The following is an 18,308-nucleotide window of genomic DNA, read 5'->3' on the forward strand; positions in this document are numbered from 1 at the left end:
TCCGACCCAACGCAAAACCCCGTCGGAGCTGCCGCAGGGCTCAGAAATCCCGCTTATAAAAGATATCCAACGAACTGGCCACGCCACCGGCGGCTTCAAGGTAGACCTTTTTGCTCAGCTTGTAGCGCAAGGCAATGGTGTTGGCCGGTTCGAACACTCCGACGCCATAACGCAGGCTGAGCTTCTCCGAAAGGTTGCCGCTGGCGACCACGCTGGTGGCGTTGCCACTGCCCTCGGTGTCGAGCTGGAAATCATCGATGCCCAGGTTCTTCGCCAGGCCGCCGGTCACGCCCGAGCTGCCCATCAAGCCCAGGCCGAGCGCGGCCTGGGCGAGCATGTTGTTGTCTTCACCGTTGGTACTCAGCGGACGCCCCAGCACCAGATAGGACAACGCCTGTTCCTGGGCCAGGGCCGGTTCCGAGAAAATCTGCGTGGTCGGTTGCTCGGCGCTGCCACTCAAGCGGATGCCGGCGATCACATCGTCGGTCTGGCGGATAGCCTCGATGTCCAGGTACGGCTGGTCGAGGGGACCTGCGAACAGCAACCGCGCCCGACGCACCGTAAGCCGCTGGCCGTAGGCGCGGTACCGGCCGTCGTTGAGCCATAGCTCACCGCGGGTGTCCATGTTGTCGCCGATGTGCACGTGCCCCTGCACATTGGCCGTCAGGCCAAACCCGGCAAAGCTCAGCTTGTCTTCGCCGACCACCACATCGATGTCCATTTTCATCGCCAGGGGTGGTTTGCCCTCCTCGGTTTGCTGCCCGACGATCACCGTGTCATCGGATACCTTGACCGTCGATGGCGGCAACTCTCGAATGGTGATGGCCCCCTTGGGCACCCGCACTTTGCCGGCGACGGCCAGTTCATCGCCCTTCATCGAGATTTTCAGGTCCGGGGCCACTTCGACCTTCGCGTAAGGTTCGACGCTGACCGGCAACTGCGAGCCCTTGAGCGCCAGGTCCACCACCAGCGCCTGGCCCCAGGCGATGTTGCCGTTGAGGCTGCCCTGCCCGGTCTTGCCACTTTTCCAGCCGCCGTCGAGCTGCACGGATTCACCGGCGATCAGCGCCTGCAATTGCAACGCTTGAATCTCCATTGGCAACTCGGCGCCGGAAACCTCGCCGTCGCTGAGCAACAGATTGCCATTGACCTGGGGTGCCAGCAGGCCACCGGCAATCGTGCCGCTGCCATTCAAGCGACCGGACAGTTTCTCGACCATGGGCACAAACGGCCGCACCACCGACACGTCCAGGCCATTCAAGCGGAACGTACCGGTCAACGGCTTGTTCTTCGGCAACGGGTTGAGCTGAGCCTGCACGTTCAATTCGCCGAGCTTGCCGCCGACGAAATTCAGCTCGCTATCGATGCGCTTGGGCGTCAGCTGGCTGGTGAGTTTGAGGGTCTGGTAGGGGAAGTCCAGCCACTGATCTTTCTCGCGCACGCGCAACGTGCCGCCGCTGGCATCGATGCTGATCACGCCGTTCGGGCCGCTGGCCGGCAAGTCCAGCTGCACGTCGGCGTTGAGCCGGCCCTGCCAGGCGAAATCCTTGGGCAACCACTGGGCGAGGCTGTCGATGGGGAATTGCTTGAGGTGATAACGCAGCTTCGGCTCGGGCATCAGGCGCTGGTCCTCACCGCACAAACTGGCCGGGCCAGACGCCCAGCAATGGGCGCCGAAATTGATTTTGCCGTCCGCCAGGCGTTCCAGCTTCGCCGGCCCCTGCAGCTTCCAGTCCTGGCCACCGGCCTGGATGTCGCCGCTGGCCAGGCGCCCGCGCCAGTTGCCTTTATCCAACGCACCGTCGAGGCCGAGCGCGAGTTTGAGCTTCGGTCCCTGCAGGTCGAGGTTCAGCTTCTGGTTCTTGATGTCGCCCTGCCCACTGGCAGTCAGCGTGCCCAGCGAGGTATCGCCCGCCTGGATACCGCTGCCCTTGAGGTCGATTTTCGCTCGTTGCGCGCTGTCGAGTGTCGCGTCCAGGTTCAGGCTTTGCAGGCGATTATCCTGGAAAGCCAGTTGCGTGCCTTGCAGCCCGAGCTTGCCTTGCGGTGCCTTGAGCGTGCCGGCGACATCGACCCGGCCATTGACCTGGCCGCGCAATTGCGGCCAGAGCTGGGCCAGGCGCAGCAGCTTGATGTCGATCTGCCCGGTGAGTTTTTGTTGCAAACTGCCCTTGCCGTTGATGCTGTTGTCGCCGAGGCGGATCTGCAGGGCGTTCAGATTCCATTGCTCGCCACTGCCATCGGCCTTGGCTTGCAGGACAGCCGGTTGGCCGCGCAGCTTGCCCTTCAGGTCCAGGTCGGCGCTCAGGCTGAGTTTTTCGTTTTTCATCTCGCCTTTACTGCGCAACGGTCCGGCCAGGGTGCCCGGCAATTCCGCAACCCAGTACGCCGGATCGATCGCGGAAAGATCCAGCGCGGTGTCCCAGGCGATGCCGTCGGCGAACTGCAGGTTCAGGTGCCCTTCGGCCTTGCCCTGCCCGGCGACGAGCTGGATCTGTTGCAGGTAGATTTTCGTCAGGTCGCCAGCGAACGGGCTGGTCAGGCTGAACGCCCCGGCCGGGCCATCCAGCGCGGCGTCGAAGTGCCCCAGGTATTTGCCGTCGGTGTAGGAGACATCACCATTGAAGCTGCGCAGGGCCACTTGTGGTTCGTCGATCAGCGGGTAGAGACGGTGCCACGGGAAATCCAGCCAGGCGACTTTGGCATCAGCGCTCAGGCCCTTGCTCCAGTCCAGTTGCCCGGTGAGCTTGAGGCTTTGCTGGTCGCTGGCGGTCAGGTCCAGCGCGGCGATCTGCGCGCCGTTGGCGTCGACCTTGCCTTGCAGCGCCAGCGCGACCGGGCCTTGTTCGGCCGGCAGCGTGGCCTTGCCGATTAACTGATAACCGTTTTTCAAGTCACCGGCGCCCGTCAGTTCAAGCTGATTGAGTGTCAGGGTGTCGGGTAGCTCGGCGCTGGGTTTGAAGCCGTCAGCGGTGATGCGCAGCATGGCCGGCAGGTTTTCCACCAAGGGTTGCAGCTGGCCGCTCAGTTGCCCATTGAGGTAGCCGCTGCTGTCGGCTTTCAGGTTCAGCGTCTTGAGCAGGTCGCCGTCGACCTTCAGGGCCAGCGCCCAGGGCTCGCTGCCGGGTGCGGGCAGGGTCAGCTTGCCTTCGGCCTTGAGCGGCCAGTTGCCGGTCGGTTGCAACAGGCCAGACAGGTGCAGGCTCAGCTCATCGCGCTGCAATTGCACCGAATCGATCTGCAAGCCATTGGCTGTCCAGTGCGCCGCCAGTTGCAAGCCCTTGAGTTGTTCGCTGCCGTTGAACAGCAGGCTGCCAACCTGGATATCCCCAAGCTCGAGTACCAGCGGCAGCTTCAAGTCAGGAAGACTGATCGGCCCACTGCTCTCTTGCTCCTCGCCAGGCGGCAATTGCAGGCTCACTCGATCAGCCTTCAATTGCTCGATGCACAAGGTCATGCGCGTCAGGCACAGCGGCGACCAGGCGAAGATGACTTTATCGAGTTCGACCCGACTGGTGTCTTGCTGCCACAGCACATGGTCGGCGCTCCACTGTCCGCCCAGGCGACCCTGGAAATTGTCCAGGCTCAAGCCCGGCACGAACCCGAGCGCCCAGCGACTGCCCGTCGCCGTGCCCAGCACCGTGGTCAGTATCAGGACCACCAGCAGCAACAGCGCCATAACGGCCAGCAGAGTTATTTTCAAGCCACGCTTCAAAGCTCAGGCCCCATGGAAAAGTGCAATCGAATACCGCCATCGTCGTCCAGCGCATGGGCCAGGTCGAGGCGGATCGGCCCCACCGGAGAGATCCAGCGCACGCCGATACCGACACCGGTCTTGAGGTTCGGCAGCTCAAGTGTATTAAAGGAGTTGCCCTGGTCGACGAAGGTCGCCACACGCCATTTTTCTGCAACGGAATACTGGTATTCGGCGCTGGCGGTGACCATGTAGCGCCCACCAATGCGGTCACCCTGATTGTTTTCCGGGGACAGGCTCTGATAGTCGTAGCCGCGCACACTCTGGTCACCACCGGCGAAGAAGCGCAACGACGGCGGTATCGACTTGTAGCCGTTGGTGGCACTGCCGCCGACCTGCACCCGACCGAGCAAGCGGTGCTTGTCGAACACCGTGGTCAGGCCTTTGACCAGCGCGGTGCCGTACAGCAGGTTGTTATCGGACCCCAGGCCTTCCTTGGCGACCTTGCTTTCGAACTGCAGGCGATAACCGTTGTGCGGGTCGATGCGGTTGTCGCTCTTGAGGTACGAATAGCTCACACCGGGCATCAGTAGCGTACTGAGGCCGGAGTCGTCGCCGAGGCGGTATTCCTCGTGCTGCCACTTGAGCGAAACCACCCGTTGCCAGCCGCTGGGCAACTTGCTGTGCCACTCAGGGCCGACGGTCAGCAACTTGCTGAGGCTGTCCTTGTCGGCGATTTCTTCCTTCTGGTAACCACCGGCGAAGCGCAGTTTGTCGGTCAGCGGCGGGTCCAGGGGAATGTCGTAGAACAACCCGACGTTTTGCCGTGGCGCCGAGATTTCGGTCTCCCAGCCATAGCTGTGCCCCTGGGGATTGACCCAGTGCCGGGTCCAGTTCGCCTTGACCCGTGGGCCGACGTCGGTGGAATAACCCAGGCCCAGGCCCATGGTCCGTGGCTTGCGGGTTTCGAGCTTGACGTCCACCGGGATCACATCGTCCTTGGACGCGGTCGGCGCCGCGTCGACCCGCACGCCTTCGAAATAACCGCTCGATTGCAGCGCCTGGTTGAGCTCGGCGATCAGTTCGGAGTCATACGGCGTACCGGCCTTGAACGGCACCATGCGTTGCAGCAGGTCTTCGTCGAACGGCGTGTCGCCTTCGAAACTGACCTTGCCCAGCGAGTAGCGCGGGCCACTGTCGTAGATCAGCTCGATATCGGCCACGCCGGCCCGCGGGTCGACCGACAACTTCTGGCGGGTAAAGTGGCCACTGAAAAAGCCATAGCGCGAGGCCTGGTTCTGGATCAGGCGCTTGGCGTCCTCGTACTGACCGTGGTTGAGGACCGCACCGGTTTGCAGAGCCTTGCTTTTGGGCACCCGAAAAGCTTTGAGGCTGGCGGCCGGGCCGTCGACGCGGATCGTGATGTTGCGCAAACGCACCGGCTCGCCGGGCTCGATGGTCAGTATCAGGCGCGGCGTCTTGCCGGCCTTTACCTCGCTGTCGATTTGCGGCTGGTAGTAACCCAAGGCCTGGGCGGCCTTGCGCGCCTGTTCCTCGGCGCCACGACTGAAGCGCAGCAAGGCTTCTTCGTCACGATCGCCGAGACTGCCGATATAGCCCTCTATATTGGCCTTCAGTGCATCGTTGGACGGTTTGATCCGCACATCCAATTCACTTTGCGCCAGTGCCGTGCAGCTGGTAATCAGCATCAGCACGCCACTGGTAATTCTTCCTGGAAACTTCATAGGCGCGGATGCTATCACGAGCGTGGAGCGTGATAGAGCCTGGCTTGCACAGAAAGTTCGACCTCAAGCTGTTGCTGTATGTAATACCTGCGGATTGGCGTGGAAAAACACATGTTCGCGAATCGGTCCCACGGCCACCTCGCCGATTTCCTCATAGCCCTGGCGCTTGTAGAAGTCGAGATAACGAGGGTTGCCGGTGTCGAGAATCACGCCTTGGGAGTTTTCATCCACCGCGCACCAGTTGTGCACCGCCTGTAACAGTTGCTCACCAAAATGCTTGCCCTGGAATTGTGGGTGAACCCCCAGCAACGGCAACACGTGCACCGAGTCGTTCGGCACGCAGGCAGCGACGGCGTCGTGATATTCAAGGTAACGGCGGGTGCAGCGAAAACCGGTACTGAGCACCATGCGCAAACGCCAGGCCCAACTTTCAGTCACGCCCAGGCGCCGTTGCGGTGGCGCGATCAGGGCAATGCCGATCAGCCGGTCGTTGACCAGCAAGCCGATGGCCGGTAACTCCTGGAAAAAGTGTTGCTTGACCAACTCGCGCACGGTGGCACGCACCCGCTGTTCATAGCCGGGACGCTCGGCTTCGAACAGGTAGCTGAACGTCGGCTCGTGGCGGTAGGCCTGGTACAGCAGCGAGCGGGCCTCACGAGAGTAGCCACTGTCGAGCATGTGGATATCGGCAATGGCGGTGGAGGTTTCGGGCATGACGGACAATCTCCCCGGGGCGCCGCTCAAAATGGTGGCGCTCTTGTTGGTACGAGCCTCTGGGTGCGCGCACAGTTCCTTGTTGGTTGCAAAACAGCGGTTTTGCTGGGTCTACCAAGGTATAGACCAACTTTCGGCTGAGTTAAACAAGTCGCAACCTGTAGGAGCCAGGCTTGCCGGCGAAGGCGTCCTGAAGTGCGCCCCGCCAATGCTGGCGACGAAGCGAAAAGCGCTGACCTGACACCCACCGTACTAGCAGTTCTGATAGTAGGCAGAACCTGAAAACTGGCCGATGCTCACATGACCGTTTCTTGAGCCTTGCCCGGAGATCAGGCAATGACAACAACACCTCTTCAAAAAGTATTGTGTCACTACCGCTACGATGCGCTGGATCGCTCCATCACCTGGACGCCAGACCGGCAGGCCGGACTCCAGCGCTTTTTCTGCAAAGACCGTCTGGCCACGGAAATCCACAACGCCGCGCAACGCAGCATCTTCCAGCAAGATGAGCACGTGCTGGCGCAACAAAATCGTTGGGGCGACAAGGTGGACACCACGCTGCTGGCAACCGATCACCAACGTTCAGTGTTGAACGCGATGGACTCGACCCAGGCTCATCGTATTGCCTATACGCCTTATGGCCATCGCCCGCTCGCAAGCGGTTTGTTGAGCCTGCTCGGGTTTAACGGTGAACGGCCGGATTTGGTGACCGGGCATTATCATTTGGGCAATGGGTATCGGCAGTTCAATCCGGTGTTGATGCGGTTTAACAGTCCGGACAAGTTGAGTCCGTTTGGGAAAGGTGGGGTTAATGCTTATGCGTATTGTGGGAATGATCCGATAAACTGGATAGACCCCGATGGTAGCCTGCGAATTATTGGAATAGGAAAGATTAATACTTCAACTTATAGAGCAAACGTCATTGCACGTGACGCCATCGCAGGCAAAGTAACGATTACGAATGGCAAAGCCACCATCCTTTTCAATAAGGACGCCCAGTATACGGTCGACTTAGCCAAGCATTCCAAGAGAGGCCAGAAAAAAATCGTGAGAGAAGCAGTACACGAGCTGGAAAGCGGAAGAAGTTCTTTAGTCAATGCGGAAGAACAACTGAAATACATAAAAATTCGTATACACCCTAAATACGAAGAAGCATTTAATGGCGCACTTGACAATATTAAAGCACTGCCTCAAACAGAGCTCGAATATGACATCCCTCCAAATTCAAATAAAAATTTTATTCACAACAAATTATGGACAACTATCAATCAAGCACAAATAAACAGAGACATCAAAACCACACTAGCCACTATTCGCAACGCACCTGAACATCAAAATTTACGAAAGTACTGGTAATAGACTGAGCACACTCACCACCACTCAGAAAATATCGAAATACAAATAAGCAACAATAAAAGCAGTGAGCTTGAGGAAGGATAGATTTAAATCCATGACTTTGGATTTTATACTCTTGCCTCCTAGAAAATTAGTGTTCGCCGTGCGAGCCAAGTTCACACGCTGCGCTGACTTGAGCGTTCGATCGTCTGGACTTGCGGTGATTACCTGTGGGCAAGTTTTGGTCATACAGTGGTACGCGTGCGCACCAACAGCTAGCCCCACACCGGCATGTCAGCTAGCATCGCCCTTTTGCCAGGACTGCCGACCATGAAGATCGTCTCCTTCAACATCAACGGGCTGCGCGCTCGCCCGCATCAGCTGGCGGCGCTGATCGAAAAGCATCAGCCCGATGTGATCGGATTGCAGGAAACCAAGGTCCATGACGACCAGTTTCCACTCGATGAAATCAAGGCCCTGGGCTACCACGTGTATTTCCATGGGCAGAAGGGTCACTACGGCGTTGCCATGCTTTCGCGCCAAGAGCCGCTAGCCCTGCACAAAGGCTTTGCCACCGATGAAGAAGACGCGCAGCGCCGCTTCATCTGGGGCACCTTTGCCGACGCCAACGGCGTGCCCGTGACCATCATGAACGGTTACTTCCCCCAAGGTGAAAGCCGCGACCACCCGACCAAATTCCCGGCCAAGCAACGCTTCTACAGCGACCTGCAGGCGCTGCTGGAAAGCCAGTTCAAGAACGACCAGCCACTGGTGGTGATGGGCGACGTGAACATTTCCCCGGAAGACTGCGACATCGGCATCGGCCCGGACAACATGAAACGCTGGCTGAAGACCGGTAAGTGCAGCTTCCTGCCAGAAGAGCGCGAGTGGATGGGCCGGTTGAAAGACTGGGGCCTGGTGGACAGTTTCCGCCACCTCAACCCGGATGTCGCCGATCGCTTCAGCTGGTTCGACTACCGCAGCCGCGGATTCGAAGACGAGCCCAAGCGCGGGCTGCGGATCGACCTGATCCTGGCGTCCCACGCTCTGCTGCCACGGATCAAGGACGCGGGCGTGGACTACGAACTGCGCGGCATGGAAAAACCTTCGGATCATGCGCCGATCTGGTTGGAGTTGAGTTAAGAAACCGCGCCTGATGATCGTTCCCACGCTCTGCGTGGGAACGATCAGGTCAAGCGCATGCATCCACAGCCAGGTCAGCTTTAAGGCCGCCTTCGCCCCTACAGGGCTGTCATCTTTCGGAAATCTTTCTGTCTTATTCTCCCGGCTCTTCCCTTGGTCTTGAAAGGTGCCGGCATGTCGCTGCGCGTGTGGTTGCTGTTGATGCTCTGCGCCGGGCTGCCGCTGTCGGTAGCAGCCAGCGCCTTGCCGATTCCCGGGCAAGGTCCGGTGTTGCGTATCCAGGGCTCCAACACCATCGGCGCAGCGCTGGGGCCGGCGCTGATCGAGGGTCTGATGCGCGAGCAGGGTCTGCTCAAGGTGCACAGCGAAGCGACGGACAAGGCCAACGAATCACGTATCGTCGGTGAAACCGTGGAAGGCCGTCGGGTCGAAGTGGAGCTGGCCGCCCACGGCTCCAGTACCGGCTTCACTGCGTTGAAAGCGGCAAGTGCCGATCTCGCCGCCTCCTCCAGGCCGATCAAGGACAGCGAGCTGGTTAGCCTGCAAGCATTGGGCGACCTGAAAAGCGTCGCTGCCGAGCAAGTCATCGCCATCGACGGGCTGGCAATCATCCTGCATCCGCAAAACCCGCTGAATACACTCGACACGGTGCAACTGGCGCGCATTTTCAGTGGTGAGGTGAAAACCTGGGAAGAGCTCGGTGGCCACGGCGGGGCTATCCATCTCTATGCGCGCGATGATCAGTCCGGCACCTACGACACCTTCAGGGAGCTGGTCCTCAGTGGTCATGGCAAAACCCTGAGCGGCAGCGCAAAACGTTTCGAGTCCAGCGAACAATTGTCCGACGCCGTCAGCCAGGATCCGCACGGCATCGGCTTTATCGGCCTGCCCTACGTACGCTCGGCCAAGGCCGTGGCGATTGCCGACGGCCAGTCCATGGCCATGCTGCCGCTCAACAGCCTGATTGCCACGGAAGACTACCCACTGTCGCGGCGTTTGTTCTTTTACCTGCCACCCAAACGCAACAACCCTTGGGCCGAAGCGCTGGTGGCCTTCGCGCAAAGTCGACAGGGCCAGGCGATCGTCGCGGCCAACGGCTTCATCGCCCAGACGATCCAGGCCATGGCGGTTACACCGAATGCGTTGATGCCTGAGGGCTACCAGGCACTGAGCCGCCACGCCATGCGCCTGACGGTGAACTTTCGCTTCGAAGAAGGCAGCGCCAGCCTGGACAACAAGGCCCGACAGGACCTGTCACGGGTTCTCGACTATATGAAGCAGCACGGCAAGACCGATCGCCAGGTGACGCTGGTCGGGTTCGGCGATGCCAAGCTCGATCCGGCACGCGCCGACCTGCTGTCGAAGCTGCGGGCCATGGCGGTGCGCCGCGAACTGGTGAAAAGTGGCGTGGTGCTGCGTGACATTCGCGGTTTCGGCGCCGAGATGCCGGTGGCGGCCAATAGCGAGGATGAGGGGCGGATCCGCAATCGGCGGGTCGAGGTGTGGGTTTACTGAGCTTTGTCAGGCCAGGTCGTTCAGACCTGGCCCGAAACGACTTCAGCCGAGCAGTTTCTCCAGTTGCGCGACGGTATCAACGGCACCCATGGTCTTGGCGGCATCCAGCGCGGTAATGCCGTTGGCGTCCTTGGCTTTCGGGTCGGCACCTTTGCCGATCAGGTAGTCGACGACTTCGACGCGATTGAACATCGCCGCCATCATCAACGCGGTGCGGCCGTCGAATGACGAGCCCTCGACCTGCGCACCCCCTTCGACCAGGGCCTTGATCACGGCCAGGTCGCCCTTGAATGCCGCGCCGGCAATCGGACTCTGACCGTTGTCATTGCGGATTTCCGGATCCGCCTTATGTTCGAGCAGGACTTTTACCGTGTCCACGTGGCCGTGATAGGCGGCCAGCATCAGCAAGGTGTCACCCTTGTGATTGCGCAGGTTCGGCGGCAGGCCCTTGCTCAGCAGCGCAGCCATCATGGCCGCATCACCCTCACGCGCCTTGTTGAAGACCTGTTCGGCAAACTCGGCGGCTTCTTCGGGGGTCATCTGGCGGCTTTTGTCTGACATTGAACGCTCCACTTTCAGTTTTTCGCAAAGTCGACAGTTTCCCGAGGGTACTCGCCACTGTCACTTGTTTTTTCTGATTCGCGGCCATAGCCCTTTTCAATAACGATGCTTGCCCCCCTGGATGTCCGCCAGCACCTGCCCGGTGACCTGCACATAGGTCTCGGTGCCCGGCAGCCAGGCGTAGATCGGGTCATCGCCGGTCTTGCCGGGGTCGAAGGCTTCGTCCTTGAGCCGGGTCTTCTGATATTTGAAGGTCCCGGTGATGTCCATTTTCACTTTCACCCGCAGGAACAGCGGCACCGCGTAGGCCGGCAGGTGTTGCCGGGCGAAGGCCAGCAACTCGCCGAAGTCCAGGGTCGCCAGGGATTCGGCGGGCGTGATCGCGGCCATCCCGGCGCGGCCGTTGGTGTTGCGCACCTCCACGCCATAGGCCACGGCCTCGCAAATGTTCGGGTGCTGCAGCAGGATGTTCTCGACCTCGGTGGTCGACACGTTTTCCCCCTTCCAGCGGAAGGTGTCGCCCAGGCGATCGACAAACTGCGCATGACCGAAGCCGATGTTGCGCAACAGGTCACCGGTGTTGAGGTAGCGATCGCCCTTGACGAACACGTCGTGCAGCACGACTTTTTCGGTCGTGCACGGGTCGGTGTAACCATCGAGCGGTGCCTTGTCGTCGATCCTGGCCAGCAGTAGCCCCTGCTCGCCCTTGCCGACCTTGCGCATGAAACCATTGGCGCCACGGATCGGCGCACCGCTGTCGTGGTCATAGGCCGCCAGTTCCCAGGACATCAGGGAAAAACCCACGGTATTGTCGAAATTGAGGATGTTGGTGAAGCCGATATTGCCGTCACTGGCGGCATACAGCTCGCAGATATGCCCGACCGCAAAACGCGTCTTGAATTCGCCCCATGCCCCGGGACGCAAACCGTTGCCGATCATCTTGGTCACGCCATGCTGGCTGTCGTCGGCACTGGGTGGCTGGTCGACCAGGTAGCGGCACAATTCGCCGACGTAGCCCAGGGTGGTCGCCCGGTACTTGCGCACATCGTTCCAGAACTGGCTGGCGCTGAACTTGCGGCGGATGGCGAATCCCGAGGCCCCGCTGATGGCCGAGCCCCAGCACACGCACAAGCCGGTGGCGTGATACAGCGGCAACGTGCAGTAGACGATGTCCTCGGGGCGCATATCCAGCGCGATCATGCCGAAGCTTGCGCAACTGCGCATCCAGCGCCCGTGCTTGAGAACCCCAGCCTTGGGCAACCCGGTGGTGCCCGAGGTATAGATGTAGAAACAGGGATCGTCGAAAAAGACCTGCTGACTGCTGGCGGGGTTGTCACTGCAGGCGTCGACGCTGGCCGTCATCAGGTTGACGAAGCCGTCGGGCGCGATGCCGGGGTGGCTGTAGGTGTCCTGATCGGCGACGAACCAGGTACGCGCCCTCTCGATCGATCCCCTCTCGCGCACCGCCAGGTAGGCCGGCACCAATTCCGCGCCGACGACTATGGCTGAGGGTGTCACCAGGTTCAGGCTATGGACCAGGGTATCGCGGGTTTGCGAGGTATTGAGCAACGCACTGATGGCGCCGACCTTGGCCACCGCCAGGAGGGTCACCAGCAGTTCCGGGCGGTTCTCGATGAAGACCGCCACCACGTCGCCCTTGCCGATGCCTTGCTCAATCAGGTGGTGGGCGATGCGATTGGCCCAGCGGTTGACCTGGGCGTAAGTCAGCAGCACCTCGCCGTACAGCAAGGCCGGGCCTTCGGGGTTACGCAGGGTCGCCTGTTCGAAACTCCAGCCCAGGCCACACGCTTGGGTCGGATCCTTGACGTTGGCGACCCTCCTGCCCTTGACCACACGCACAATGGCCTTGGCAATGGAAGGCAGCTTGCGGAGCATCATGCCCCAGGTGATCGTGTCGTGCTGCGTGCGGCTCATGGCTGTTCCCGTGGGCTCTTCTTATTGTCGGGCGGCGTTGATCGACCCCGAAAATACGTCAACGGTTCTGCAGCTGTACACGCGGTTTTTGAAATGTTTTGTATCCGCGACACCCACGTTTGAAATCGTGAGCGCGCATACGCGAAATGGTTCCATCGAAACGCCGACGACCACGCAAAATGCAGGATGCACGATAGCCATTCATGCAGATTGCACGAAAGCGAAAATCGTCAAAATTTATATGTCATTGTTTTACATGAAGATTTTAGAAACAGGAATACTGGCACAATCACTGCAACAGTCTCCCCATGCTTGCCATTCAAGAGCTAACGGAGCTGACAGACATGAGCCTGATCCAAGAAAAATTTTCCTCCTTGTTCTCCAACTTCGACGTGACCACCCAGGATCGACCTGACGGCGGCATCCTGCTCACTCTGCGCAGCGAAGGTAAGGAATTCAAACGCTCGATCTCCTACCAGCAGCTGCACAATGGCGACCAACTGTCGTGGGTCATCAGCGCCATTCGCCGCGATCTGGCGGAACAGGCCAGCGAATTGCCGCAAATCTCCCTGCTGCAAAGCCAGCAGCGCTTTGCCCTGCCGACCTATCATTCGCTGTAAGTGTCGCGCCGCAGTAAACCATCAGGCCGTGCAAGCTTGCGCTTCACGGCCTGAGTTGTGTGGACTGTTCAGCAGTCATCCATCCCCGGGAATCGAGCAGCACCGTCGTCGCCGGTGAAACGGGCCACCCAAGGCTGGTTGCTGGACAGACGGATCGCGACCACATAGGGCTGCTCGCCGATGTCCAGCCACTGCCGGGTACCTGCTGGCAGCACAATCAGGTCGCCTTTCTCGCACAGCACGGCGTAGACGTAATCGTTGATGTGCACCGACAACAACGCACTGCCCGCGGCGAACAGCAAAACTTCGGCTTCGTCCTGGCGGTGCTCGGCAAAGAAGCTCGCGCGTATCGACTCCTTCTGCGGGTGATCGCGGTCGAGGCTGATCACATCGAGCGCGCGCAAACCGTGCCCGGTCATCTGCGTATCGATGGGCGCCTGGCAGGCGCTGATGACGTCTTCGTGGCTGGCACCGGGGCGGATCTTCGCCGTGGCCTGCCAGCGGTCGAAACGTACGCCCTGCTCGGCGAGGGTCGAGGCAATATCTTCGAAATGAGTCAGCACCTTGTTAGGTACGTCGGGACTGGAAACGTGATAAACGGACAGGCTGCTCATCAGGACAACTCCTTAAGGGTTCAAGAGGGAGCGCGTGTCCTCTTGCATTCGTGTGGCAATGATAACGGCTGCCGCCAGCGCTGCGAGGCTGGCAATACTAAAGGTTAAGGGCGCGCCAAGGGCCGTCCAGCTGTAACCGGAATACAACGCGCCCATTGCGCCACCGGTGCCGGCCAGTGCGGCGTACAACGCCTGGCCCTGCCCTTGCTGGCGTGGGCCGAAGCTGCGCTGCACGAACTGGATGGCCGCGGCGTGAAAGCTGCCGAACGTCGCGGCGTGCAGCACCTGGGCAAACAACAACACCCAGAGAAATTCGGCCAGCGAACCGAGTAACAGCCAACGCAACGCCGCCAGCAGAAAACTCGCCAGCAACACGCGCCGTACCGAGAACCGCGCGAGGATCCGGCTCATGGCCATGAACATCAGCACTTCAGCGACCACGCCAACGGCCCAGAGCATGCCGATCACGCCCCGGCTGTAGCCCAGTCGCTCAAGGTGCAGGGTGAGAAAGGTGTAATAGGGACCGTGGCTCATCTGCATCAGCGCCACACAGGCGTAGAACGCCAACACCCCGGGGCTGCGCAGTTGCGCGAGGAAACCTTCGCCGGTCAATCGCTCGCCCTGGACCGGTTGGGCGTTCGGTACCCACAAGCTGCTGAGCACAATCGCGGCCATGATCAGCACCAGCGCTGCGGGGTAAATGTCCAGGCTGAGCCATTCGAACAGGCGCCCAAGCGCGACCACCGTGATGATGAAGCCGATCGAGCCCCACAGGCGAATCTGGCTGTAGCGGGCGGCCTGGCCTTGCAGGTGCGCCAGGGTGATGACTTCGAACTGCGGCAGCACCGCGTGCCAGAAGAACGCGTGCAAGGCCATGACCATCGCCAGCCAGGCATAGGTCTTGCTGACGAAAATCAGCGAAAACGTGAGTAACGTGCACACCGCGCCCAAGCGCACGATGGCCAGCCGTCGCCCGGTGTAGTCGCCGAGCCAACCCCAGAGGTTCGGCGCCACGCATCGCATCAGCATCGGGATCGCCACCAGCTCGCCGATGCGCGCCGCGGAGAATCCCAGGTGATCGAAGTACAGCGCCAGGAAAGGCGCTGTCGAACCGAGCAAGGCGAAATAGAACAGATAAAAGCTGGACAGCCGCCAGTACGGGAGCGCCGTCACCGTTGGCTTAGATCTGGCCCAACACCGGCGTGCTCACACGCACATCGGCGTTCTGGCCACGGTGACGCAGCAAGTGGTCCATCAGCACGATGGCCATCATCGCTTCGGCGATCGGCGTGGCGCGGATGCCGACGCACGGGTCGTGTCGGCCCTTGGTGATGACGTCCACCGGGTTGCCATGGATATCGATGGAACGGCCCGGCGTGGTGATACTGGACGTTGGCTTCAATGCCAGGTGGGCAACGATCGGCTGACCGGAAGAAATGCCGCCGAGAATGCCGCCAGCGTTGTTGCTGAGGAAACCTTCCGGCGTCATCTCATCGCGATGCTCGGTGCCGCGCTGGGCGACGCTGGCGAAACCGGCGCCGATTTCCACGCCTTTCACCGCATTGATGCTCATCAGCGCGTGGGCCAGTTCCGCATCGAGACGGTCGAAAATCGGCTCGCCCAGGCCCGGCATCACGCCTTCGGCGACCACGGTGATCTTCGCGCCAACAGAATCCTGGTCACGGCGCAACTGGTCCATATAGGCTTCCAACTCCGGCACTTTGTCCGGGTCAGGGCTGAAAAACGCGTTCTGCTCCACCGAATCCCAGGTCTTGAACGGAATTTCGATCGGGCCGAGCTGGCTCATGTAGCCGCGAATGACAATGCCCTGGGTCGCCAGGTACTTCTTGGCAATCGCGCCGGCAGCCACGCGCATCGCGGTTTCCCGGGCCGAGCTGCGGCCGCCGCCACGATAGTCGCGCTCGCCGTACTTGTGGTGGTAGGTGTAGTCGGCATGGGCCGGACGGAACAAGTCCTTGATCGCCGAGTAGTCCTTGGACTTCTGGTCGGTGTTGCGGATCAGCAGGCCGATGGCGCAGCCGGTGGTGCGACCTTCGAACACACCCGAGAGGATTTCGACTTCGTCGGCTTCCTGGCGCTGGGTGGTGTGGCGGCTGGTGCCGGGCTTGCGGCGATCCAAGTCGCGCTGCAGATCCTCCAGGGAAATCTCCAGCCCCGGCGGGCAGCCATCGACAATGGCGACCAACGCCGGGCCATGGCTTTCGCCAGCGGTGGTGACAGTGAACAGCTTGCCGTAGGTATTGCCGGACATGCAGGACGCTCCGTGAAATGAACCTTAATACGTAATGCGCGCCAGTATACGCAGGCTATCCAACTAGTTCATCCTCGAACCTTATGGGTGTGTACGAGTCCAACCGGCACCTTGATGATGATGGCGTGACAATGCTGCGAGTTCTAGCCTTGAGCCTTACCCTGATTTCCGGATTCGCCCAGGCGACTGTCCTGCAACGGCCGATCACGCTGGACACCGGCACCGGCGAGCTTTTCGGCTCGTTGCTACTGCCTAAATCCGACACGCCGGTGCCGGTGGTCCTGATCATTTCCGGCTCCGGCCCGACCGATCGTGACGGTAACAACCCCGAAGGCGGGCGCAATGACAGCCTCAAACGCCTGGCCTGGGTGCTGGCCAAACACAACATCGCCAGCGTGCGCTACGACAAGCGCGGTGTGGCGGCGAGCCTGGCGTCCACCCCTGACGAACGCAACCTGTCGGTGGAGGCCTATGTGGCCGACACTGAAGCCTGGGGCCGAAAACTCAAGGCCGATCCGCGCTTCAGCCAGCTGATCCTGCTGGGCCACAGCGAAGGGGCCTTGATCGCCAGCCTCGCGGCGCCGAGCGTCGATGCGGCGGCGGTGATTTCCATGTCCGGCAGCGCCCGGCCGATCGACCAGGTCCTGCGCCAGCAACTGGGCAATCGCCTGCCTCCCCCGCTGATGCTGCGCAGCAATGAGCTGCTCGACAGCCTCAAGGCCGGGAAAACCGACGACAACGTACCACCGCAACTGCAGGTGATCTTCCGTCCGAGTGTGCAGCCGTACCTGATGTCCCTGTTCCGCCAGGACCCTGCCGCGGCATTCGCGAAGTTGAAAATGCCGGCGCTGATCATCCAGGGCAGCAATGACATCCAGGTCGGGGTCAATGACGCCCGGTTGCTCAAGGCGGCCAAACCGGACGCGGAACTGGCGCTGATCGAAGGCATGAACCACGTCATGCGCATCGTGCCCAACGACGTCAAACGCCAGCTGGCCTCCTACAAGGATCCGAATTTGCCACTGGCGGCGGAACTGGGCGCGCGAATCCTCGGATTCATCGACGGGCTTCGCTCCAGTTAATTTAACCTCCAGTCTTGTCGAAAACGGCCGATAAGCCTTTGTCGCCAGCGCACTGGCTGGCGGCACGTTGAGCTTGGACAGGATCTCGCCGTTATGACCGATACCCAGACTTCACCCGACACCACCGCTGAAAAAGACGTACCGCCAGCGGTTGAGCTGCCCTGGGCGGACGTTCACGTCGAGCACCACAAGATGCTCCGCCTGGCGCCGTTGCAGACTGATCGTAATACCGGTAGTCGACCCCTGCGCTTTGTCGAATTCGGTTATGCCGAACGCAACGACAAGCTGCGCAGCCTGATGCGCATGAGCGTCTCCCTCCCCGGCCAGCGCGTGCGCAAGGAACAGAATCTTCTGGACGTGTGGGTCGATCACGCCGAAAAACGCGTGCATTTCAGCCCGGACAGCGGACTGCAGGTCGAACCGTTGAACCGTGGTATCGGTCGTTTCATGGCGGCGCAGGGCATTACCTGGGCGAAGAAGCGCTGGCCCGGCTACACCGTCGACGGTATTGACCTCAACAATAAAGATGCCCTGAATGAAGACACGCGCCTGCGCCGCGATCACTTTTTGCGGGTGCACGGTTTCGATGTGGTCTATGCCGATGCCCAGCATTTGAAGGGCAGCGTCAAGGAGGTCAGGGTCGGTGACTTGCTGGGCGACTGGAACACCGAGAAACTGCAGGTCGTGGAAATTCTCGAGGCGGCGCAGATGCTCCAGCAAGCCGAACAGAACCTGGCCGAGCAGGAAGTCAAACTGAAGAAACACGAAGAGAAGGTCAGCAAATACAAGCGTGAAGACGCCGGATTACGTTTCACCATTACCTGTTTGGTGGCGTTCGCGGTGTTTCAGGCGGGGTTGCTGATCTGGATTGCGACGCACCGGTAACGATCGTTCCCACGCTCTGCGTGGGAACACCTCAACGGACGCTCCGCGTTCGGCTCTGGATGGGACGCAGAGCGTCCCGGGCTGCATTCCCACGCAGAGCGTCACTAGTGTCCGGTAAACATGTTTCATAGCTGAAGGCTGCCTTGGGCAGCCTTCAGCTTTTCTCGCTCCTGCCTTCGTCGATCCCTCAGTT

Annotated in this window: 14 protein-coding genes; 6 read left to right on the forward strand and 8 right to left on the reverse strand. The window is 60.6% G+C overall.

Annotated features, from left to right (window positions below):
• Positions 1 to 40: 40 nt before the first annotated feature.
• From ACIO0C_RS25370 to ACIO0C_RS25380, 3 genes are all read right to left on the reverse strand, one after another.
• On the reverse strand, positions 41 to 3,715 hold the full coding sequence (locus tag ACIO0C_RS25370) for a translocation/assembly module TamB domain-containing protein (protein WP_401316168.1): 3,675 nt from the start codon (positions 3,713 to 3,715) through the stop codon (positions 41 to 43).
• Positions 3,712 to 5,439: an autotransporter assembly complex family protein gene (locus ACIO0C_RS25375; RefSeq protein ID WP_401316169.1), complete on the reverse strand. Its 1,728-nt coding sequence runs from the start codon at positions 5,437 to 5,439 to the stop codon at positions 3,712 to 3,714. The genes ACIO0C_RS25370 and ACIO0C_RS25375 overlap by 4 nt, the downstream gene beginning before the upstream one ends.
• A gap of 63 nt (positions 5,440 to 5,502) precedes the next feature.
• On the reverse strand, positions 5,503 to 6,153 hold the full coding sequence (locus tag ACIO0C_RS25380; protein ID WP_008057251.1) for an N-acetyltransferase: 651 nt from the start codon (positions 6,151 to 6,153) through the stop codon (positions 5,503 to 5,505).
• Between the two features lie 336 nt (positions 6,154 to 6,489).
• Here ACIO0C_RS25380 and ACIO0C_RS25385 point away from each other — a divergent pair, with 336 nt between their 5' ends.
• The 3 genes from ACIO0C_RS25385 to ACIO0C_RS25395 all read left to right on the forward strand — a co-directional run bounded on the left by ACIO0C_RS25385 (position 6,490) and on the right by ACIO0C_RS25395 (position 10,146).
• The gene (locus ACIO0C_RS25385) at positions 6,490 to 7,509 is read left to right on the forward strand and encodes an RHS repeat-associated core domain-containing protein (RefSeq protein ID WP_401316171.1); all 1,020 of its coding nucleotides are present in this window, start codon (positions 6,490 to 6,492) and stop codon (positions 7,507 to 7,509) included.
• A gap of 309 nt (positions 7,510 to 7,818) precedes the next feature.
• On the forward strand, positions 7,819 to 8,631 hold the full coding sequence (gene xthA, locus ACIO0C_RS25390) for an exodeoxyribonuclease III (protein ID WP_401316174.1): 813 nt from the start codon (positions 7,819 to 7,821) through the stop codon (positions 8,629 to 8,631).
• A 174-nt stretch (positions 8,632 to 8,805) separates the two neighbouring features.
• Complete coding sequence (locus ACIO0C_RS25395) at positions 8,806 to 10,146, forward strand: phosphate ABC transporter substrate-binding/OmpA family protein (protein WP_401316177.1); 1,341 nt, start codon at positions 8,806 to 8,808, stop codon at positions 10,144 to 10,146.
• Positions 10,147 to 10,188: 42 nt separating this feature from the next.
• On the opposite strand, the gene ACIO0C_RS25400 is transcribed toward ACIO0C_RS25395, so the two are convergent.
• Both ACIO0C_RS25400 and ACIO0C_RS25405 read right to left on the reverse strand, forming a co-directional pair.
• Entirely contained in the window at positions 10,189 to 10,707 is a 519-nt protein-coding gene (locus ACIO0C_RS25400) for an ankyrin repeat domain-containing protein (protein ID WP_008057258.1), read from the reverse strand.
• A 96-nt stretch (positions 10,708 to 10,803) separates the two neighbouring features.
• The gene (locus ACIO0C_RS25405; RefSeq protein ID WP_401316179.1) at positions 10,804 to 12,642 is read right to left on the reverse strand and encodes a long-chain-acyl-CoA synthetase; all 1,839 of its coding nucleotides are present in this window, start codon (positions 12,640 to 12,642) and stop codon (positions 10,804 to 10,806) included.
• Between the two features lie 344 nt (positions 12,643 to 12,986).
• Here ACIO0C_RS25405 and ACIO0C_RS25410 point away from each other — a divergent pair, with 344 nt between their 5' ends.
• Complete coding sequence (locus tag ACIO0C_RS25410) at positions 12,987 to 13,262, forward strand: DUF3509 domain-containing protein (protein WP_401316180.1); 276 nt, start codon at positions 12,987 to 12,989, stop codon at positions 13,260 to 13,262.
• A 68-nt stretch (positions 13,263 to 13,330) separates the two neighbouring features.
• On the opposite strand, the gene ACIO0C_RS25415 is transcribed toward ACIO0C_RS25410, so the two are convergent.
• Genes ACIO0C_RS25415 through aroC form a run of 3 tightly spaced genes read right to left on the reverse strand, consistent with a single transcriptional unit; the run spans position 13,331 to position 16,148 of the window.
• Positions 13,331 to 13,876 (reverse strand): acireductone dioxygenase, encoded by a 546-nt coding sequence (locus ACIO0C_RS25415; RefSeq protein WP_401316183.1) that lies wholly within the window; start codon positions 13,874 to 13,876, stop codon positions 13,331 to 13,333.
• 12 nt (positions 13,877 to 13,888) lie between these two features.
• Positions 13,889 to 15,049, reverse strand: a complete 1,161-nt coding sequence (locus tag ACIO0C_RS25420; RefSeq protein ID WP_401316185.1) for an MFS transporter — start codon at positions 15,047 to 15,049, stop codon at positions 13,889 to 13,891.
• A gap of 7 nt (positions 15,050 to 15,056) precedes the next feature.
• The gene (gene aroC, locus ACIO0C_RS25425) at positions 15,057 to 16,148 is read right to left on the reverse strand and encodes a chorismate synthase (RefSeq protein WP_008057266.1); all 1,092 of its coding nucleotides are present in this window, start codon (positions 16,146 to 16,148) and stop codon (positions 15,057 to 15,059) included.
• A gap of 83 nt (positions 16,149 to 16,231) precedes the next feature.
• Here aroC and ACIO0C_RS25430 point away from each other — a divergent pair, with 83 nt between their 5' ends.
• Positions 16,232 to 17,230 carry an alpha/beta hydrolase gene (locus ACIO0C_RS25430; RefSeq protein ID WP_401316189.1) on the forward strand — a complete coding sequence of 333 codons (999 nt, stop codon included), beginning with the start codon at positions 16,232 to 16,234 and terminating at the stop codon, positions 17,228 to 17,230.
• Positions 17,231 to 17,323: 93 nt separating this feature from the next.
• A complete protein-coding gene (locus ACIO0C_RS25435; protein WP_401316191.1) occupies positions 17,324 to 18,115 on the forward strand; it encodes a hypothetical protein in 792 nt (263 codons plus the stop codon).
• Positions 18,116 to 18,308 lie beyond the last annotated feature (193 nt).

The organism is Pseudomonas sp. NPDC087336 (assembly GCF_044744285.1).
Classification (GTDB): Bacteria; Pseudomonadota; Gammaproteobacteria; order Pseudomonadales; family Pseudomonadaceae; genus Aquipseudomonas.